The organism is Kitasatospora purpeofusca, from assembly GCF_036010405.1.
GTDB classification, from domain to species: domain Bacteria; phylum Actinomycetota; class Actinomycetes; order Streptomycetales; family Streptomycetaceae; genus Kitasatospora; species Kitasatospora purpeofusca.
The window spans coordinates 7,179,669-7,198,529 of record NZ_CP108561.1 but is presented as its reverse complement, the minus strand read 5'-3'; the positions used below and the strand labels follow the sequence as shown (position 1 = coordinate 7,198,529).

19 protein-coding genes and 1 pseudogene are annotated in these 18,861 nt (G+C 72.4%); 6 read left to right on the top strand and 14 right to left on the bottom strand.

All coding sequences use genetic code 11. The annotated features are described in order from the left end of the window. The first annotated feature begins 21 nt into the window (after nucleotides 1-21). Entirely contained in the window at nucleotides 22-780 is a 759-nt protein-coding gene (locus tag OG715_RS31580; protein WP_266273895.1) for an aquaporin, read from the top strand. Next, entirely contained in the window at nucleotides 777-1,829 is a 1,053-nt protein-coding gene (locus OG715_RS31575) for an ArsO family NAD(P)H-dependent flavin-containing monooxygenase (RefSeq protein WP_266273896.1), read from the top strand. Before OG715_RS31580 ends, OG715_RS31575 begins: the two co-directional genes overlap by 4 nt. Nucleotides 1,830-1,987: 158 nt before the next feature. On the opposite strand, the gene OG715_RS31570 is transcribed toward OG715_RS31575, so the two are convergent. From OG715_RS31570 to OG715_RS31550, 5 genes are all read right to left on the bottom strand, one after another. Beyond that, nucleotides 1,988-3,436 (bottom strand): ArsA-related P-loop ATPase, encoded by a 1,449-nt coding sequence (locus OG715_RS31570; RefSeq protein WP_266273897.1) that lies wholly within the window; start codon nucleotides 3,434-3,436, stop codon nucleotides 1,988-1,990. Beyond that, nucleotides 3,361-3,807, bottom strand: coding sequence for an ArsA-related P-loop ATPase (locus OG715_RS31565; protein WP_266273898.1), 447 nt, complete (start codon nucleotides 3,805-3,807; stop codon nucleotides 3,361-3,363). Before OG715_RS31565 ends, OG715_RS31570 begins: the two co-directional genes overlap by 76 nt. 117 nt (nucleotides 3,808-3,924) lie before the next feature. Then, nucleotides 3,925-4,398, bottom strand: a complete 474-nt coding sequence (locus OG715_RS31560; RefSeq protein ID WP_266274639.1) for a GNAT family N-acetyltransferase — start codon at nucleotides 4,396-4,398, stop codon at nucleotides 3,925-3,927. A gap of 16 nt (nucleotides 4,399-4,414) precedes the next feature. Beyond that, nucleotides 4,415-4,756: an ArsR/SmtB family transcription factor gene (locus tag OG715_RS31555; protein WP_266273899.1), complete on the bottom strand. Its 342-nt coding sequence runs from the start codon at nucleotides 4,754-4,756 to the stop codon at nucleotides 4,415-4,417. A 60-nt stretch (nucleotides 4,757-4,816) separates the two neighbouring features. Continuing rightward, nucleotides 4,817-5,179 carry an ArsR/SmtB family transcription factor gene (locus OG715_RS31550; protein WP_266273900.1) on the bottom strand — a complete coding sequence of 121 codons (363 nt, stop codon included), beginning with the start codon at nucleotides 5,177-5,179 and terminating at the stop codon, nucleotides 4,817-4,819. A 126-nt stretch (nucleotides 5,180-5,305) separates the two neighbouring features. Between OG715_RS31550 and OG715_RS31545 the strand changes: the two genes are divergently transcribed. Genes OG715_RS31545 through OG715_RS31535 form a run of 3 tightly spaced genes read left to right on the top strand, consistent with a single transcriptional unit; the run spans nucleotide 5,306 to nucleotide 8,460 of the window. Then, nucleotides 5,306-5,509, top strand: a complete 204-nt coding sequence (locus OG715_RS31545) for a hypothetical protein (RefSeq protein ID WP_266273901.1) — start codon at nucleotides 5,306-5,308, stop codon at nucleotides 5,507-5,509. Between the two features lie 52 nt (nucleotides 5,510-5,561). Beyond that, complete coding sequence (locus tag OG715_RS31540) at nucleotides 5,562-6,968, top strand: FAD-dependent oxidoreductase (RefSeq protein ID WP_266273902.1); 1,407 nt, start codon at nucleotides 5,562-5,564, stop codon at nucleotides 6,966-6,968. Nucleotides 6,969-7,002: 34 nt separating this feature from the next. After that, entirely contained in the window at nucleotides 7,003-8,460 is a 1,458-nt protein-coding gene (locus tag OG715_RS31535; RefSeq protein ID WP_407661042.1) for an MFS transporter, read from the top strand. Nucleotides 8,461-8,635: 175 nt separating this feature from the next. On the opposite strand, the gene OG715_RS31530 is transcribed toward OG715_RS31535, so the two are convergent. Continuing rightward, a complete protein-coding gene (locus OG715_RS31530) occupies nucleotides 8,636-10,135 on the bottom strand; it encodes a SulP family inorganic anion transporter (protein ID WP_266273903.1) in 1,500 nt (499 codons plus the stop codon). Nucleotides 10,136-10,557: 422 nt separating this feature from the next. Here OG715_RS31530 and OG715_RS31525 point away from each other — a divergent pair, with 422 nt between their 5' ends. Continuing rightward, a complete protein-coding gene (locus OG715_RS31525) occupies nucleotides 10,558-10,968 on the top strand; it encodes a MerR family transcriptional regulator (RefSeq protein ID WP_266273904.1) in 411 nt (136 codons plus the stop codon). 84 nt (nucleotides 10,969-11,052) lie between these two features. Here the strand turns inward: OG715_RS31525 and OG715_RS31520 are convergent, their stop codons facing one another. The 8 genes and pseudogenes from OG715_RS31520 to OG715_RS31490 all read right to left on the bottom strand — a co-directional run bounded on the left by OG715_RS31520 (nucleotide 11,053) and on the right by OG715_RS31490 (nucleotide 18,650). Beyond that, on the bottom strand, nucleotides 11,053-11,700 hold the full coding sequence (locus OG715_RS31520; protein ID WP_266273905.1) for a hypothetical protein: 648 nt from the start codon (nucleotides 11,698-11,700) through the stop codon (nucleotides 11,053-11,055). Nucleotides 11,701-11,915: 215 nt separating this feature from the next. Beyond that, nucleotides 11,916-12,314, bottom strand: a pseudogene (locus OG715_RS42500) (S8 family serine peptidase); the annotation flags it as partial. A gap of 44 nt (nucleotides 12,315-12,358) precedes the next feature. Beyond that, nucleotides 12,359-12,847, bottom strand: coding sequence for a S8 family serine peptidase (locus OG715_RS42495; RefSeq protein WP_353962757.1), 489 nt, complete (start codon nucleotides 12,845-12,847; stop codon nucleotides 12,359-12,361). Nucleotides 12,848-13,054: 207 nt separating this feature from the next. Then, nucleotides 13,055-13,852: an AAA family ATPase gene (locus OG715_RS31510; RefSeq protein WP_266273907.1), complete on the bottom strand. Its 798-nt coding sequence runs from the start codon at nucleotides 13,850-13,852 to the stop codon at nucleotides 13,055-13,057. A gap of 368 nt (nucleotides 13,853-14,220) precedes the next feature. After that, on the bottom strand, nucleotides 14,221-14,748 hold the full coding sequence (locus tag OG715_RS31505; protein ID WP_266273908.1) for a flavodoxin domain-containing protein: 528 nt from the start codon (nucleotides 14,746-14,748) through the stop codon (nucleotides 14,221-14,223). Between the two features lie 491 nt (nucleotides 14,749-15,239). Continuing rightward, nucleotides 15,240-17,534, bottom strand: a complete 2,295-nt coding sequence (locus OG715_RS31500; RefSeq protein ID WP_266273909.1) for a heavy metal translocating P-type ATPase — start codon at nucleotides 17,532-17,534, stop codon at nucleotides 15,240-15,242. A gap of 249 nt (nucleotides 17,535-17,783) precedes the next feature. Beyond that, complete coding sequence (locus OG715_RS31495) at nucleotides 17,784-18,245, bottom strand: universal stress protein (RefSeq protein ID WP_266273910.1); 462 nt, start codon at nucleotides 18,243-18,245, stop codon at nucleotides 17,784-17,786. Nucleotides 18,246-18,275: 30 nt separating this feature from the next. Next, nucleotides 18,276-18,650: a universal stress protein gene (locus tag OG715_RS31490; RefSeq protein ID WP_266273911.1), complete on the bottom strand. Its 375-nt coding sequence runs from the start codon at nucleotides 18,648-18,650 to the stop codon at nucleotides 18,276-18,278. Nucleotides 18,651-18,861 lie beyond the last annotated feature (211 nt).

The window sequence follows — 18,861 nt, the reverse complement described above, 5'->3', positions numbered from 1 at the left end:
GCCCTGCACGAGGAGTACCTGTTGAGCGCCATAGACGAGGCGAGACCCGAAGTCACCGAGGCCGAGCCTCTCGCTGCCGAGCCGTCGGCCGTTCCGCTGCTGAACCGCGTCGCGGCCGAGTTGGTCGGCACCGCCGCCCTGGTCGCCGTCGTGGTCGGTTCCGGTATCCAGGCCACCGAGCTCACCAAGGATGTCGGCCTGCAGCTGCTGGCCAACTCCCTGGCCACCGTCTTCGGCCTCGGCGTTCTCATCCTGCTGCTCGGTCCCGTCTCCGGTGCGCATTTCAACCCGGTCGTGACGCTGGCCGAGTGGTGGTCCGGCCGCAAGGATCCCCAGGGTCTCGGGGGCCGGGAGGTCGCCGCGTACGTCCCGGCGCAGATCGCGGGGGCGATCGGCGGCGCGATCCTCGCGGACGCCATGTTCGGCGAACAGCTGGTGAAGTGGTCCACCCACGACCGCTCGGCCGGACACCTGCTGCTGGGCGAGGTCGTGGCCACCGCCGGACTGGTGCTGCTGATCTTCGGCCTGGCGAAGACCGACCACCTGCGTTTCGCACCGGTCGCGGTCGCTTCCTACATCGGCTCCGCGTACTGGTTCACGTCCTCGACCTCGTTCGCCAATCCCGCGGTCTCCATCGGCCGGGCGTTCACCGACACCTTCGCCGGCATCGCCCCGAGTTCGCTGCCCGGGTTCATCGGGATGCAGCTCGTCGGCGGCATCGTCGGCCTGGCCCTCGTCGTGCTGATCTTCACCCACCGCACCAAGGCCACCGCCAAGTGAGCCCGGTCCGGCGCGTCCAGGTCCTCGTCGTCGGGGCCGGCCAGGCCGGCCTCGCCGCCGGATACTACCTGCGGCGCGCCGGACTCGACTTCGCGATCCTCGATGCATCCGACGCGCCGGGTGGCGCATGGCAGCACTACTGGGAGAGCCTGCGGCTGTTCTCTCCTGCCGCGTACTCGTCGCTGCCCGGGCGTCCGATGCCGGGTCAGGCCGGGCAGACCTATCCGGACACGGAGCACGTCGCAGCGTACTTGGCTGAGTACGAGAAACGGTACGAGCTGCCCGTCCACCGACCGGTTCAGCTGCGGGCGGTCGAGAACGCCGGTGACGGCGGCCTACTGGCCCGCACCGAGGAGGGCGACTGGCGCGCCCGGGCGCTGATCAGCGCCACCGGCTCCTGGTCGCGGCCATTCATTCCCGCTGTTTCCGGCCGAGAGCTGTTCGCCGGTCGACAGCTGCACACCCGTGACTACCACCGCGCCGAGGACTTCACCGGCCAGCGGGTCGTCGTCGTGGGCGGCGGCAACTCCGGCGCACAGATCGCCGCTGACCTCACCGGCCGTGCCGACGCCGTCCGGTGGGTGACCCGCCGCTCCGCCCGGCTCCTGCCCGACGAGATCGACGGCCGCGCCCTGTTCGAGATCGCGACCCGCCGCGTCCAGGACGGCGGCCCGCGCATCAGCGACCTCGGCGACATCGTCGCCGTCCCGCCCGTCCGCCAGGCCCGTGCGGCCGGACTCCTCGATGATCACCGCATGTTCGACGCCCTCACCGCCGAAGGGCCGCGCTTCACCGACGGAACCGTGTGGCCGGCCGACGCGGTCATCTGGTGCACCGGCTTCCGCCCCGCCCTCACCCACCTCGCCCCGCTCGGCCTGCGGACCGGCGAACGCGGCCGGATCGACACCATCGGCACCCGGGCGACGGCCGACCCGCGCATCCACCTGATCGGCTACGGCGACTGGGCCGGACCCGCCTCCGCGACCCTCATCGGCGTGGGCCGCACCGCCCGGCAGGCCGTCACCGAGATCGCCGATCTCCTGCACTGACCGCTGCCCGGTACTGCGACGGAGAGACGCAACCTGTCACCCGGTGCAGACCTGCCTTCGAACACGTCCCCGCCCGGCGAACTCGGACGCCCCACAACGGGTAGCGGGGCCGGTCATGGTGCAGGTCGGACCACCACGGCGGCGGCATCCGACTGGCCTCAACGAACGTCCAAACTGCGCCAGGGTGCCAGCCAGGTCCGGGCTGCCAACTCGTCGCGGACGCGGTGCAGATGGGGGTGTTCGAGGGCGGCTCGGGCCCGCAGGAGCGGATCGCGGGTACCGCTGGCGGTCAGGGCGGCGTTGACCACCCAGCCGTACGGTTCGATGCCGGCCCGGCGCAGGTCGTCCTGGAGCGCGGCGGCCTCCGAGACCGGGGTCGGTTCGGGAAGCGTCACGATGAGCACCCTGGTGGAGGCCGGGTTCTGGAGGCGCATCAGGGGTGTGGTGATCCGCCCGGCGATGCGGTCTGCGTCGGCCATGGCCTGGCGGTGGTAGGAGCCTGTGAGGTCGAGCAGTCGCAGGGTGTGGCCGCTGGGGGCGGTGTCGACGACCACGTACCGCCGGCGGGCCTCGGTGAGCAGCCCGGCGAATGCGCGGAAGACTGCCAGCTCCTGGGTGCACGGTGATCGCAGGTCCTCTGCCAGCAGTGCGCGGCGCTGCGCGTCGAGGTGTGCGGCCGCGTGCAGGCGTCCGGCGGTGTAGCGGGCGAGTTCGGCGCGGGGGTCGATGCGGTCGACCGTGAGGTGGTCGGGGGCGTCGCCTTCCAGGACGTCGGTGAAGCGGCCGGCGGGGTCGGTCGTGGACAGGTGCACCTCGTGGCCCCGGTCGGCGAGGCCCTCGGCGATTGCGGCGGCGATGGTCGTCTTGCCCACTCCGCCCTTGCCCATCACGAGGACTGCTCCGGGCGGGCCGGCCGCGAGCTCGTCGACGAGTGCGTCCAGGCCGGGCAGCGCGGGCTCCTCCTCGCCCTGGCCTCGTTGCGGCTCGGCGTCCCCCGGCGGGGTGTCGGCCCCGGGCACGGCGCGGGGCCTGTTCGCGGCCAGTTCCCGCAGTGCGCCGATGCCGGTCAGCTCCAGTGCGACGAGCGGCACCGCCGCGGCGGGCATCCCACGCAGCGACGGCGGCATGGCGTCCAGGGCCGCCGCCTGCCGCGCCGCGAACGCCTCGGCGACCACGTCACCGGCGAGCGGCCCGGTGAACAGGCCGTTGACGACCAGGCGCTGGTTGCGGATCCCCTGGTCGGCCAGCTCGGTCCCGGCCCGGCCAGCCTCGCGCAGCGCGGACGCGTCCGGTCGGCTCACCAGCACCACTGTCGTCCGCGCGGGATCGCCCAACTGCTGCACGGCCTCGGCGTACTGAGCGTGCTGGCTCTCCAACCCCGACTGCGGGCCCAGGCAGCTGGCGCCCTCAGCACCGCTGTCGAGGTAGCGGGACCACGCCGCGGGCAGGCTCAGCAGCCGCAGCGTGTGACCGGTCGGCGCGGTGTCGAAGACGACGTGGTCGTAGGCGCCCACCTGCTCGGGATGGACGATCAGCTGGGTGAAGCGGTCGAAAGCGGCGACTTCGACAGTGCACTCGCCCGCCAACTGCTCCTCGATGCCCCGCACTCCTCCTCCGGGACCGTCCCCCGGTAGGGGGCGATCACACGCTCGCGGTACGCGTCGGCCGCCGCGTCCGGATCGAGGTCGAGCACCTCCAGGCCAGGAACTCCCTCAACAGTCCGGCGCTGAGCTCCCACGGTCGTGCCGAAGAGCTCCGCGAGGTTCGATGCCGGGTCGGTTCCGACCACGAGCACCCGCCGTCCGGCGTCCGCCAGTGCGACGGCCACCGCACCGGCCACCGTCGTCTTACCCACTCCGCCCTTGCCGGTGAACAACACGAACGGCGTCCGCCACGAACCCCAGTCCAGGGCCGGCAGCCGATGCGCCCGAGCGGCAGGGACGGCGCCCGGCATCTGCCGGTCACGGAGTCCGTCCATGCGTCCAGCCTGCACCCGCGCGGCCCGGCCCGCCGCCCGGACCTGCGCCGAGGTCCGGCCCGGCTTGGATAGGTCGCGCGGACTCCTGTCACCAGTGTCTCGGCGGTCGGCGGGTCGTCACACGACGGCAGAGCTCCGCCGCTCGATCAGGACGGTGTCCCGCCAGATTCCGCGGTGGCGGCCGATGCGCTCACGGGTGCCGATGATCCGAAAGCCCGCCTTGGCGTGGACGGCGAGGCTGGCGGTGTTCTCCTGGAAGACACCGGACTGGATCGTCCAGATCCCCGCCGTCTCGGTCGAGACGATCAGCGCTCCGAGCAACCGGCTGGCGACGCCCCGGCCCCGGGCGTCGGGATGGACGTAGACGGAGTGCTCCACGACGCCCGCGTACGCGCACCGGTCGGACACCCGGCTCGCCGCCACCCAGCCCAGGACCCGGCCGGCCTCGTCGAGGGCGACGTACCGATGTCCTGGCAGCCTGGCGGCGTCGAACGACTCCCACGTCGGCGCGGTGGTCTCGAAGGTGGCGTTGCCCTCGTCGATCCCCGCCCGGTAGATCGCCAGGACCTGCGCGGCGTGCTCGGGCGTCATCGGGGCGATCAGGGGTTCAGCAGCCACTGGCCCGCTCCTCGTCCTCGCCGAGGATCACCCGCACGGCGGCCGGGAAGACCGTCAGGCAGGCCCGGTTGACCTCGTACCGGGTGGAGGTGCCCTGCCGTTCGGGCAGGACGAATCGCACCGCGGCGAGGATCTTCAGGTGGTGCGAGACGGTCGACTGGCCGACGCTCGCCAGCTCGACGATCTCGCCGACGCTCATCGGTCGGCCTTCAGCGGCCAGCAGGTTCAGCAGCCGGATGCGGGTCGGGTCGGCCAATGCCTTGAACCACGCCGCATACCGCTCGGCGGCCTCCGCATCGACCCCGGGGCTGGTGGAAGAGGTCTCATTCATCGATAATCGACGATAGTTGATGAAAGGCTGGCCCGGAAGCCCTGCGCACCCCAAGGAGCTTCAGCGGGCCGCCGACAGCAAGCCGGCCATGGCGGCAAGGACCTCGGGGGCGACCCGGTAGTAGACCCAGGTGCCGCGCCGCTCGCTGGTGAGCAGACCGGCCTCGCGCAGCTTCTTGAGGTGGTGGGAGACGGTGGGCTGGGAGACGCCGACGTCCTGGATGTCGCAGACGCACGCCTCGCCGCCCTCGTGCGAGGCGACCCGGGAGAACAGCCGCAGCCGGACCGGGTCGGCGAGCGCCTTGAACATCGCCGCCATCTTCACCGAGTCCGCCTCCGACAGTGCCGCCGACGTCACCGGCGGGCAGCACGGCACGGCCTCCGGCTCGATGACCGGCAGCTCCACCAATTCCAGATTCGACATATGTCTATGTTGACATCCGTCGATGCGAGCGGCAAGCTCGAAGCACATCGACAAACGTCGAATCAGCGAAGCGGGATGGTCTTCCCGGTCCGCCGACCAGCACGTGTCCTCGCCGAGGAGATCACCATGAGTGACAACGCCACCCCCGCCCCGGACTCCGCCACTCAGTCCGCCGGTTGCTGCGGCCCGACCGCCACCGAGCGCGCCGTTGAGGCGCCCGCCGCAACGGCTCCCTGTTGCGGGACCGTCGAGGACGCCACCGCCGCCGACACCTGCTGCGACCCGGCCGCCAAGCACGAGGCCGTCGCCGCTGGTGCCGGCTGCTGCTGACCACCCTCGACCCACCTCCCACCTGCCCCATCACCGTTCCGGAGACCCTGAGATGAGCGAGAACACCCCTGCCGGCCGGCTGCCCGTCGTCGTGGTCGGCGCCGGCCCGATCGGACTGGCCGCCGCCGCCCACCTGATCGAGCAGGACATCGATCCCCTGGTTCTGGAGGCCGGCCCCACTGCCGGCACCGCGGTGCGCGAATGGGCCCACGTCCGGCTGTTCTCGCCCTGGGCCGAGGTCGTCGACCCGGCCGCCGAGAAGCTGCTCGCCCCCACCGGCTGGGTCCGGCCCGACGGCGCGGCCTACCCGTCCGGCGGCGACTGGGCCGAGCTCTACCTGCAGCCCCTCGCCGACGTCCTCGACATGGGGGCACCCCCGGCCGAAGGCTGGGGGAGGGTCCGCTACGGAGCGAAGGTGACCGGGGTGGCCCGTGCGGGCCGGGACCGCATCGTCGACTCCGGCCGCGACGAGCAGCCCTTTACCGTCCACGTCGAGTACACCGACGGCCGCGAGGAACGCGTCCTCGCCCGCGCCGTCATCGACGCCTCCGGCACCTGGTCCACCCCCAACCCGCTCGGCGCCAACGGCGTGCCCGCCCTCGGCGAGCGGGCCGCGAACGGCCGAGTTTCCTACCGCATCCCCGACCTCAAGGACCCAGCCGTCCGCGCCCGGTACGCCGGCAAGCGCACCGCCGTCGTCGGCACCGGCGCCTCGGCGTTCACCGCTCTCGCCTACCTCGCCGACCTGGCGACGGACGAGCCCGGCACACACGCGGTGTGGGTGCTGCGGCGCGGCATCACCGGCTCGACCTACGGCGGCGGCGAGGCCGACCAGCTCCCCGCCCGCGGCGCGCTCGGCCTGCGCGCCAAGAAGGCCGTCCAGGACGGCCACGCCTCCGCGCTCACCGGCTTCCGCACCGCCGCCGTCGAGACCGACGGCGAGCAGCTGGTCCTGGTGGATGAGGGCGGGCACCGCAGCGAACCGGTCGACCAGGTCGTCGTCCTCACCGGCCTGCGCCCCGACCTCTCCTTCCTGTCCGAGGTCCGCCTCGGCCTCGACGAGCGCCTCCAGGCGCCGGTCGCGCTCGCCCCGCTGATCGACCCCAACCAGCACTCCTGTGGGACCGTCTACCCGCACGGCGCGAACGAGCTCGCCCACCCCGAGAAGGACGTCTACCTCGTCGGCATGAAGTCCTACGGCCGCGCGCCGACGTTCCTCGCCATGACCGGCTACGAGCAGGTCCGCTCGGTGGCCGCCGCCCTCGCCGGCGACCACGAGGCCGCCGCCCGCGTCGAACTCACCCTCCCTGAGACCGGAGTCTGCGGCGGAGCCGGACTCTTCGACCAGCCCGATGCCGACCAGGCGGACGGCGGCGGCTGCTGCTCGGTCCCCGCCGCGCCGCAGGTCCTCAGCATCGGTCTCGGCACCCCGACCGCGGCCCCGTCCGGCTGCTGCTGACCAGGCCGTGACGACCCTTCAAACCAGTGGGGCCGTGACCGGATCGGGGGATCGGTCACGGCCCCGCGCCGCCCTGCCCGCCCTCTGCGCCACCCAGATCACCGGCTGGGGCATCCTCTACTACGCCTTCCCCGTCCTTCTCCCGCACATCACCGCCGACACCGGCCGGTCCACCCCGGCGACCACGGCCGCGTTCTCCGCGGCCCTGCTCGTCTCCGCCCTCGCGGGCATCCCCATCGGCCGTATCCTCGACCGGATCGGCCCGCACATCGTCATGACCACCGGCTCGTTGATCGGGGTCGCCGCCCTGATCGCGGCCGCGCTGGCCCCGAACCTTCCCGTCTTCCTCGCGGCCTGGCTGCTGGCCGGCACAGCGATGGCCGCCACCTTCTACCAGCCGGCCTTCGCCGCCCTCACCCGCTGGCACCAACCCGACCACGTCCGGGCGTTGACCACCCTCACCCTCGCCGGCGGCCTCGCCAGTACCGTCTTCGCACCCATCACCGCAGCCCTCGCCGAGCACCTCAGCTGGCGCGGCACCTATCTGGCACTCGCCGCGATCCTCGCGGTCACGGCGCTCCCGCTCCACGCCGTCGCCCTGTGCCACCCCTGGCCGCCGCCGCCCCGAGCCGCCGGCAGTGCGGCACCCGGGGAAGCCTCCACCGCCCGGAGTCGGCCGTTCATCCTGCTCGCCACGGCGTTCACGCTCTCCGGGTTCGCGATGTACGCCGTCGTCTTCAACATCGTCCCCCTCCTCACCGAACGCGGCAGCAGCCCGACAACCGCGGCCTGGGCGCTCGGGCTCGGCGGCCTCGGCCAGACCCTCGGCCGCACTCTCTACGCAGCCCTCGCCCGCCGCACCACTGTCACCATCAGAACCACGGCAATCATCGCCGCAGGCGGCGCCACCACCGCCCTCCTCGCCGCCGTACCCGGACCCGCCGCCCTGCTCATCGCCATCGCCGTCCTGGCCGGCACCGTCCGGGGCAACCTCACCCTTCTCCAGGCCACTGCCGTCACCGACCGTCGGGGCACCACCGCCTACGGCCGCCTCACCGCCCTCTTGACCGCGCCGGCCACCGTGGCCGGCGCGCTCGCGCCGTGGGCCACCGCCGCCCTCGGTCCGCGTCCAGGTGGCACCCCGGTGATGTTCGCGTTCCTGGCGGTAGCTTCCGGTGCGGCAGCGGTCCTCGCACTGGCCTCTGCGGGCACGAACGTCGCCAACTCCGATCGGCGACCGATGACAGCCCGGCTGCTTCAGTTCAGGCGTGGCGGCTGGAGATCGGACCCGACCCGGACCGCCACCACGGGCACCGGCGTGTCGGCTGCCGGGTGGCAGCCGACGGCGAGGACCAGGCGCCGCGCACCGGGGACGACCCGTCAAGTGGCTGGGCAGACCTCCCGGGGAGCCCCGGCGCAGCCGAGCAGCAGCGGGGAGGGGCCACGCAGGACTTCTGCTGCCTCGCCCGCCGTGAGCAGGAGCCGTCGATGACCCGGTGTGGCAACGCCGTCTGCCCCGGCCGGCCGACTGCCATTGGCACGCCGTCAGGTGAGGAGGATGTAGCGCAGCCAGAGGTAGAGGGCGGAGACGGCGACGGGGGCGCTGGGGGCGCCGAACGACGGCGCCGGCCCTCCGGGAGTTCGGAGAGCCGGCGCGGTGTGGCGCGTCAGTGGCTGGCGAGTTCGCCGCTGAGTGTCTGGTGGATCTGGGCGCTGGGCTGGTTGAGGCCGATGATCTCCACCGTCTTGCCGCGCTGGGCGTACTTGGTCTCGATGGCGTCGAGGGCGGCGACGGAGGAGGCGTCCCAGATGTGGGCGGCGGTGAGGTCGATGACGACCTTGTCGGGGTCGGTGGCGTAGGCGAACCGGCCGACCAGGTCGTTGGAGGAGGCGAAGAACAGCTCGCCGGTCACCGAGTACACCACGCTGGTGCCGTCGGGGTCGGTGACGGCGGTGACGTCGGCGAGGTGGGCGACGCGCTTGGCGAAGATGACCATCGCGGTGATCGACCCGACGACGACGCCGATGGCGAGGTTGGAGGTGGCGACGACGACGGCGACGGTGATCACCATGACGGTGACCTCACCGGCGGGCATCCGCTTGAGCGTCTTGGGGGCGATGGAGTGCCAGTCGAAGGTCGCGAACGACACCATCACCATGACGGCGACCAGCACGGCCATCGGGATGTCGGAGACGACGGGGCCGAAGACGATGCACAGCACCATCAGGAACGCGCCGGCCAGGAAGGTCGACAGGCGGGTACGGGCGCCGGACACCTTCACGTTGATCATGGTCTGGCCGATCATCGCGCAGCCTCCCATGCCGCCGAAGAAGCCGGTGACGATGTTGGCGATGCCCTGGCCGATCGACTCGCGGGTCTTGGAGGAGTGGGTGTCGGTGATGTCGTCGACGAGCTTGGCGGTCATCAGCGACTCCATCAGCCCGACCAGCGCCATCGCGAGCGCGTACGGGGCGATGACCGTCAGGGTGTGCAGGGTGAACGGCACGTCCGGCAGGCCCGGCACCGGGAGGGAGGAGGGCAGGTCGCCCTTGTCACCGACGGTCGGCACCGCGATCCCGGCTGCGACCGTGATCACGGTGAGGACGACGATCGAGACCAGCGGCGCCGGGACGACCTTGGTGACCTTCGGGAAGAACACCATCAGCGCCAGGCCGCCGATGATCAGCGGGTACACGGCCCAGGGCACGTGCGTCATCTCGGGGACCTGGGCCATGAAGATCAGGATCGCAAGGGCGTTGACGAACCCGACCATCACGCTGCGCGGCACGAACCGCATCAGCTTCGCCACCCCCAGCACGCCCAGCACGATCTGGAAGACACCGCCGAGGATGACCGCTGCGACCAGATAGCCCAGGCCGTGCTCGCGGTTGAGCGGTCCGACGACCAGGGCGACGGCACCGGTGGCAGCGGAGATCATCGCCGCCCGGCCGCCGACGACCGAGATGACCACGGCCATGGTGAAGGACGCGAACAGCCCGATCTTCGGGTCGACGCCGGCGATGATCGAGAACGAGATCGCCTCGGGGATCAGCGCGAGCGCGACCACCAGGCCCGCCAGCACCTCGGTGCGGAAGACCTTCGGCGACAGCCAGGACGGACGGGAGCCGCGCAGGCGCGAGGCAGCGGCGAGCGGGGAAGTCTGCAAGAGGGGGTGGACCTGTCGTGCTCGGGCGCGACCGGCGGTACGCGCGGGGACTGGAACGCGGGAGGCCAGGGCGGCAACCCCGCGGATCGCCCGAGGTGGCGGGCGGAAGACGGAAGGGGCCGAGCGAGGCGGGCCCGAAGGCAGCCGATCAGCTCACGGCACGTGCTGCGTCACGGCGGGCAGACGGCGGCGCCGGGCACGTGGGGCATGCGCACGCTTCGTCTCCTGCCGGCGGATGTTCGCGGGAGCGGCTTCGGCCCCGACACGGCGGTGGGCCCGCACCACGCGCACAGGCCGTAGGGTCGGGGAAGGCACGAGGCCACCCCGCGCCGCCAACTCTACCCTGACGTTAGAGTAGGGAGGGTTTGGAGTCGTCGGCCGCCGACGGACCGAGAGACGAGAGTGACACGGGGATGGCGGGCGTGGAATCCGAGCACATGCAGATCGGCGAGGTCGCCGCCCGCACCGACCTGTCCCTGCGCACCATCCGGCACTACGAGGAGACCGGCCTCGTCATCCCCTCCGCCCGCTCCCAGGGCGGCTTCCGCCTGTACACGGAGGCCGACGTCGCCCGCCTCATGGTCATCCGCCGCATGAAGCCCCTCGGCTTCAGCCTCGACCGGATGCGCGACCTCCTCGACGCCACCGACCGCCTCGACGCCGGCAGCCGGCTCGACCCCGGCGCGCGGGAGAAGCTGCTCGACCGCGTCCGCGACTACGAGCAGGCCGCCCAGGACCGCATCGCCGATCTGCGCGTCCAGCTGTCCCGCGCCGAGGACTTCGCCACCACCCTCCGCCGGCGGATCCAGGGAGCCGACCCGGCCGGCCGCTGAGCAGGTCCGGCGCCGTGCCGTCCGTGTCCACTGCGCCGGCTCCGGGGGCGTCGTACTCGACGGCCGCTGCCTGCCCGATGCCAGCTACCAGCTGATCGGCAGTTGGACCGGCACTCCGTGCGACGTCTCGACTCGGGCGGCGAGGCCGGCCGGGATCGGCACGTCGAGCTTTACGGCCGTGGGCGTGTAGAGGTCGGCCTCGACCTCTGTTGTCGCCAGCGACACCAGCAGGGCGCAGGAGACGGGACGGCCGACCCGGTCGGAGCGGTCGTGGTCCTTCCACCAGCCGCCGGCAGGGTAGACGGCGGGCATGCCGCTGCCGGCCAGCGCTGTCGCGTCGCCCCTCCAGACGTCGGAGTGGAGTGAGCCGCGTTTGCGGTTGGTCGGGCCGACGACCCACGCGTCGTCGCTGTCGAACTTCTTGACCCTGGTGATTCCGTCGTCCCCCGCCTCCGCGGTCTCCGCGATGCGGCGCTCGAAAGCGGCCCGGGACTCGAGGGAGCCCTTCATGGCGAACCTGAGCCGATGGGAGGGGTAGGTGCGCTGGCCTCTGACACCGCGCCGGCCGGGGTTGGGTTCGACGAAGTACGACAGGGTGACCCGCAGCTCGACGTCCGTGCCGCCCAGGTCGTCCAGCTGCTCACGGGGCCAGGGAAGCTCGTGGAGCTTGAGCTCACCCAGGCGGACACCCCCCGGGTAGCGGCGGTACGGGATGAGCGAGCCCTGGAACATGAGGGTGACGGCGTTCGCCGCGCTCGACAGGACCCTCTCCTCGGTCGGTACGCCCCAGCCGTAGCGGCGCAGTACCTTTCTCGCGAAGTCACCCGGCCCATTTTGGGCCGGCCGGTCCTGGTGTAGACGCCCTGGAGCATGGGCGTGGTCCAGCGGGCCTCGTGGACCAGCAGGCCGCGGATCGCTTCGGGGCCAAGGGCTGGGTAGGCGGCGTGGGCCATCGCTGCCAGGCGGGCGGCCTGGGCGGTGGCTGCGCTGGTGGCATTCGCCGTGGTGAGGGGCCGGTCGATGTGGATGCCGGTGGTGGTGAGGCCGACGATGTCGTGCTCGTGCCACTGGGTGTTGGCGTCGTCGACGAGGAGGTTGCCGCCTTCGAGGACGATGTCCGGCTTGATGGGGGTGGACTCGCCCATCGCCACGGAGGTACGGCTGAAGGGCGAGAGTTCCCCGGCCGACGCGAGGGCGCGGTAGCCCTTGAAGTCGGGGTGGTCGGGAACGTCGGTGAGGTTGGTGTGGGCCCCGACGGCGAGGATGTTCCAGGCCTGTGCGGGGTCTTCGATGCGGGAGGTGTCGCACAGGTCGAGGTGCGTGGGGCTGCCGTCGGCGGCTCGCATCTCGTGGGGCAGGCGGTCGCGGATGTTGCCGACCGAGACGACGATCAGCCGGGAGGCGGCCGGGTCGGGGGCGCCGTGCAGTTCGATTCGGTCGTCGCGGACGGTGACGGACGTGCCGGCCGCGAGCGCGTCGACGTGGCCGACCAGAGGGTCGCCGTTCCGTCGGTGCCGTTCTCCGGGCGGACGGAGTGCTTGGTGACGGCCATCGAGAACACCCGGGCACGGGGCTGCTCGACGGATCCGGTCTCAGCGACGGCTACCGCGTCGGCCGTGACCTCGCCGAAGGTGCGGGGAGTGCCGGGGGTCTTCGCCGGCAGGAGCATGACCGCTTCGATGCCGTGGGTGAGGCGCACGGGATCATTGGTCGTCAGTGCGGCGTCGAGGTCACCGTAGAGCGCCAGGCCGGCCATCCAGGTGCCGTGCCCGTTGCGGTCCTCCGGGCCTTCCGTGGGGAAGGCGCTCTGCGCGCGGCCGGCGAGCGCGTCCTTCAGCAGAACGTGTTCCTGGCGGATTCCGGTGTCCAGGATGCACACGGTGGGTGGATCCGGGCGGTGCCTGCTCGAGACGGGTGGCGAGGTCGGCCACGAGCGGCATCTGCAGGGCGCGCTGGGTCGTGTGGATCTCTTCGGTGAAGTTGGGGATGGCGCGTTTGGCTGCCGACTCCGCGGCTTTGACCAGCTCGGCGTGGCTGAGCTGGTCGACCTTGCCGGTCAGGTCGGACCACCGTACTGCTGCGGTGTTCATACCGGTGAGCCTTCGCTGCAAAACCTCGATCGCCTGGTCCGGGGAGGGGGCGCGTAGCGGACGACGAGGTCGAAGCGGCGGAAGAGGGCTCGGTCGAGGAGTTGGCGGTGGTTGGTGGCGGCGACGACGAGGCTTTCGGAGGGGGCCTCGTCGAGGAAGAGGAGGAAGGAGTTGAGGATGCGGCGGGCTTCACCGACGTCGTTACCGGCGGTGCGCTCCGCGCCGAGGGCGTCGAACTCGTCGAAGAGATACACCGCCCGGGTCTCGGCTGCTGCTTCGAAGATCAGGCGGAGCTTGGAGGCGGTCTCGCCCATGAAGCGGCTGATCAGCCCGTCGAGGCGGATGGTGAACAGCGGCAGGGAAAGTTCCTTGGCCAGGGCGGCGGCGGTCATGCTCTTGCCGGTGCCCGGCGGCCCGGACAGCAGGATCCGGTGGACGGGCGTGAAGCCGAACCGTTCGAGGCGGGCGCGCTGGCGCTGCTCGTGGAGGACCTTGTCGAGGCAGGCGCGGAGGTCCTCGGCGAGAGTCATGTCGTCGAGGCGGACGTCGGAGTAGCCGGCGGTGAGCAGGCTGGCCAGCTCGCCCCTGGGTTGCACGACGGGGGTGGGGCCGGTGCGGGGGATCTTCTGGGCGCGGGCGGCGTCGATGAGTTCGCGGATCTCGACGGCGAGCTTTCCGTGCCCCTGCCGGGCGGACTTCGCAGCGACCTGGAGAGCGACGCTGTAGAAGAGGTCCTCGTCGCCTTCGGCATGCGCGGTGAGGAGCGCCTTGAGGTGGTCAGCTGTCGCAGCCACGCACCCCACACCCCTTCTCCGAAAACCTGGCCCGCCATAGGAACGGGCGTTGATGACAGTCGACACTCGCACAGTGGAAGAGGCGGTGCTTTCCGCCATCGTACGGGGGCGGCAGGAGCCGGCGAGGCCCGGCACACAAACCGATGCTGTCAAGTCCGCGCGTCCCGGCGAGCCGGACATGGCCGACCGAAGGGCTGCGCCTGGCCCTGCCCTGCGTGAGGTGCGAGGGCCCACGTCCACGCGCTTTCGGCGCTGGCCCGGCTTGAGTACCGCCTGCCCGAGGACAGGACCGCACAGCCGGGAGGTCCATGAGCGGTCAGCAACCGGGGATCGGCGCGGTGGTGTCGCAGTGATCCCCAGGGCCGAGGTCAGCGCCCCGGGGCCTTCCCGGCGGCCATGAGCGTCTCGGCGATCTCGGCGGCCCAGGCGTCGATGGCGTCCCAGTCACGGTAGTCCCCGGTGTGGCCGCCCAGGAGGCGGAGTGCGAGTGTGCCCACCCGGCCGAGTTGTTCGCGGGTGACGACACCGGAGAAGAGGCGGTGCCCGCACAGGCCGGGCAGCGGCACGAGCGCGTCGAGGACGATCGCCTCCTCGCGCCAGGCGAACCTGCGCCACGGCCCCCGCAGCGCGGCGGGCATACCGACGCTGAAGGCCCAGACCCGACCGTGCACGAGCGTGTCACAGTGGCGTCGCAGGAAGGCTGCCGCCTCCGGCAGCCACCGTCGGTTGTGGACCGCGCTGCCCAGCACGAAGGCGGTGTAGCCGTCCACGGCCGTCCCGTCGTCGAGCGGCCGGACATCGGCACGGCAGCCGGACTCGGCCAGCCGAGCGCCGATGCGCTCGGCGATCTCCCGGGTGGAGCCGTGCGCGCTCGCATAGCCGACCAGGACCGTCATCGCGCCTCCTCGAAACGCCCCCGTCCGCGGGTCATGACCAGTCTCCGTACCGTGACCGTGCGGCGCCCTGGGTCCGACGGTCCCGATGCCGGGCCGGCCGGCCCCAAGCCAGCCCACAGCACCGGGCTTCTACGGCGTGCCTCCATCGTCCAGCCTGTACCCGCACCACCCGGTTACGCCGCGCGAAGCCGCGCGCGGGCGATCGCGTGACGCGCCGGGCGCCGACCGCCGGTGGGGCGCAGACCACCGGCAGCGAGCCGATCACGCCCACCCCTGCGGCCCGGGGCAGGACGATCACGGTCACCTGTGCCGGCTCGCTGCCGCCCCTCCGGCGTCGCGTAACAGTGAAGGGGATGCGCCCGAAGAGCGCGACCGATGCCGGCCGATCCGGAGCGAGCCCACGCACCGATGGTCGGCGCGACTTCGGCACCGGCGACCGGTGAGCGGCAGCGGTGCCGCGGATGGGTGTCCGCGTCTCGGTGGGCGGCAGTTCAGGGGACGAGGGAGAAGTAGCTCTCCTCCTCCTGCTGGAAGTGCAGGCGCAGGACGGCGTGGAGTCCGTAGAGGCAGGCGGTGAGGTCGTCGATCTGCTCCGGGCGCAGGTGGCCTTCCTCGTCGGCGAGGTGGAGGTGGGTGGTGATGCGGCGGGCGAGGCGGTCGATCTCGGTGTGGGCGCGGCTCATGGTCTCGGTGGCTTCGGTGCCGCCGAGGCGTCGGGTCAGGGCGGGGTAGAGCTGGTGTTCCTCGGCGTGTTCGTGCGGGAGGAGGCGGTCGGTGAGGAGGCGGTCGATCTCCCGGACGGCAGCGAGGGCGCGTGGGCCGTGCTCGGTGGTGAGCAGGCCGGCTGCTTCGCGGATGGCGTCGAGGGTGTCGCGGAGGTCGTCGTGTTCGGTGGCGAAGCGGTGGATGAGGTCTTCGGTGTCGGGTTCGAGTGGGGGCCTGGCTCCGCGGGCGGGCAGCAGGGCGCGCAGGGCGTTGAGGATGACCAGGACGTCGATGGCCTCCTGAAGGAGCGCGCCTGCGGCCGGGGGCAGCAGGCCGAGCAGGGCGGCGACCATCGCGAGCAGCGACAGGGCCATGCCGCCGGCGGCGCTCTGGACGGCGATGCGGCGGGCGCGGACGGCGATCTCCATGGCGTCGGAGAGGCGGTCCACTCGGTCGGTGGTGAGGACGATGTCGGCGGCTTCGGAGGAGGCGCTGGAGCCGCGTGCGCCCATCGCTGCGCCGATGTCGGCGGCGGCGAGCGCGGGGGCGTCGTTGACGCCGTCGCCGACCATGAGGGTGACGGCACGGGCGGATTCGGCGCGGACGGCAGCGACCTTGTCGGCGGGTGACTGCCCGGAGCGGACCTCGTCGAGTCCCAGAACGGCGCCTACCTCGCGGGCGGGTTCGGGGCGGTCGCCGGTGAGCATGACCAGCCGGATCAGTCCGGCTTCGCGCAGCCGTTGCACGGTGTGCGGGGCGTCGCGGCGCAGCGGGTCGCGCAGCAGGACGGCTCCGGCGAGCGTGCCGTCGACGGTGAGCCAGGCGGTGGCGGCGCCGTCGAGGACCGCGCGGTTGTCGACGGCCCGCGCCCAGGCGGGGAGGGCGGCCGGCGCGAGGTCGGTCCTGCCGACGGTGAGGTGGTGGCCGTCGACGGTGCCGGCGGGGCCGCGTCCGGGCTTCTCGGTGCTGTCCCGCGGGAGGGAGAGGGTGAGGTCGCGGGTGTGGGCCTCGTGGACGATGGCCTGGGCCAGGACGTGGGTGGACACCTGGTCGAGTGAGGCCGCCAGGCGCAGTACCTCGGTCGGGGTGCGGCCGGGGGCGGCGGCGACTTCGAGGACGCGGGGGCGGCCGGCGGTGAGGGTGCCGGTCTTGTCGATCACCAGGGTGCGGGCCCGGCCGAGGTTCTCCAGCGCCACACCGTCGCGGACGATGACGCCGCGCCGTGCGGCGCGCGAGAGTCCCGAGACGATGGCGACCGGTGCGGCCAGCAGCAGGGGGCAGGGGGTCGCGACCACCAGGACCGCCACCGCCCGCACGGCGTCGCCGCTGAGCAGCCAGGCCAGCCCGGCGAGCGCGAGGGACAGGGGCAGGAACCAGGCGGCGTAGCGCTCGGCGAGGCGCACGGTGGGTGCCCGTTGCGCGCCGGCCTGCTCGGCGAGGCGGACGATCTCCGCATAGGTGCTGTCCTCGGCGGTGGCGGTCGCCGTGATCTCGAAGACGCCGCCAGCGTTGACGACACCGCTGCGCACGGCGTCCTCGGTGCCGCGTTCCACCTGTTCGGACTCGCCGGTGAGCACGGACTCGTCGAGCACGGCCGTGCCGTCGCTGACCCGGCCGTCCACCGGGACCACGTCGCCGGGCCCGACGACGAGCACGTCGCCGACGGCGACTTCGGCCAGCGGGACGACGGCCACCTCGCGGCCCGTGCGGCGGCGCGCGGTGCGCGGCGCGTGCTCGAGCAGGGCGCGCAGGTCGTGCGAGGCCCGGCGTTCGGCGGCAGCGTCCAGAGCGCGTCCGGTGGCCAGCATCACGGCGATCAGGGCACCCGCCAGGTACTCGCCCACCGCCAGGGTGCCGACCAGGGCCAGCACCGCGATCAGGTCGACGCCGGCGCGTCCCTTGCGCAGCGCGACCACGACCCAGGCCACAGCCGGAGCGATGGCCAGTACGGTGCCGGCCGCCCAGCAGAGGTCGGCGACGGTCTGGCTGCCGGCCAGCCAGGCGATGCCACCGGCGGCAAGCGCCGCGGTGGTCACCACCAGCAGAACGGGCTCCAGCCATCGGCGCGCACGTGCATCCACTGGCCGACCTTCGTCACGGCCGGTCGTCAGGCCCTTCTTGTCCGGCACGACATCCTCCGGTCTCCCCGGGTAGCGCCCACAGCAGCCGCGACGGCGGCCCGGACCTTCAGTTCATCGTGGTACCGCGTCCCGGGACAGGGTCCACCGGTCCACATCGCCTCCCCTGAATGGTCCACTCCGGCGCAGGGCGCCGGGAGACACCTGTCGGCCCCCTGCGAGGCCTTCACCGACCGTGCGCGGCGGTCACGGTCAGGCCGGTGTCTCGGCAGGTCGGGGCCGCACGACGGCGATGGGGCAGATGCCGTAGTGCAGGAGGGTGTGGCTGACGGAGCCGAGGGCGAGGCCGTGGAATCCGCCGCGACCGCGTGAGCCGACGACCGCGAGGTCGGCGCGGTCGGAGGCGCGGATGAGGGCGGGTGCGGCCCCTCCCCTGACCAGGCGCCGCTCGACCTCGACGTCGGGGTACTGCTTCCTGAGGCCTGCGAGTTGCTCCTCGAGTTCGACCCGGTGCTCGGCTTCGACTTCCTCCGGGTCGGTTTCACCCTCGGGGGATTCGGACGAATTCGGCATGCTCCATGCGCGCAGGGCCTCGAGCCGGGCCCCGCGCAGGGACGCTTCCTCGAAGCCGCACTCCAGGGCGGTGTCGGAGTGTGCCGATCCGTCGGTGCCCACGACGACCTTGTGGTGGCCGGTGGTGATCTGGCCGACCACCACGACGGGGCCGGCCGCGTGTCCGGCGACCTACAGGCTGACGGAGCCGAGCAGCAGGTTGCCGAAGCCGCCCTCGCCGCGGGCGCCGAGCACGATGCTGTGGGCCTGCTCGGAGGCGGATCGAAGGACCTCGGACGGAGAGCCGGGAAGCTGGGTGGTTGCCACCTCCAGGCCGGGGTGGCTCTCCCTGACGATGGCCTCGGCCTCGGCGAGGATCGCCGCGCCGCGCCGGCTCGCGCCCTGCGACCGCCCAGGAGGGTAGAACGGGAAGTCCATCTCCCAGGACGGCAGCACGTGGACGATGTACAGCGGGCGCTGGTGGAGCGCCGCCTCGTTCGCGGCCCATATCAGCGCGCGCAGGCTCCGTCCGGAGCTGTCAACCCCCACAATGACCGCGTCCCTCATCGTTCCTCCTGTCCATACTGTCCATATCGGTTTGCTGCCCGCTGCCCAATCCGGACGCGCCCGAGCGACGGATCCCGGCCAGGTCCCCTCGGGGCCCGGTAATCTCCTCTTCGAATCACGACACGTGGTTCACCGGCTTCCGCGCCTTGCCCGCACTGAGGGCTGGGTGCTACGCGCCGTCGTTGTCACCGGGCTGCGGACAGCCGCCACC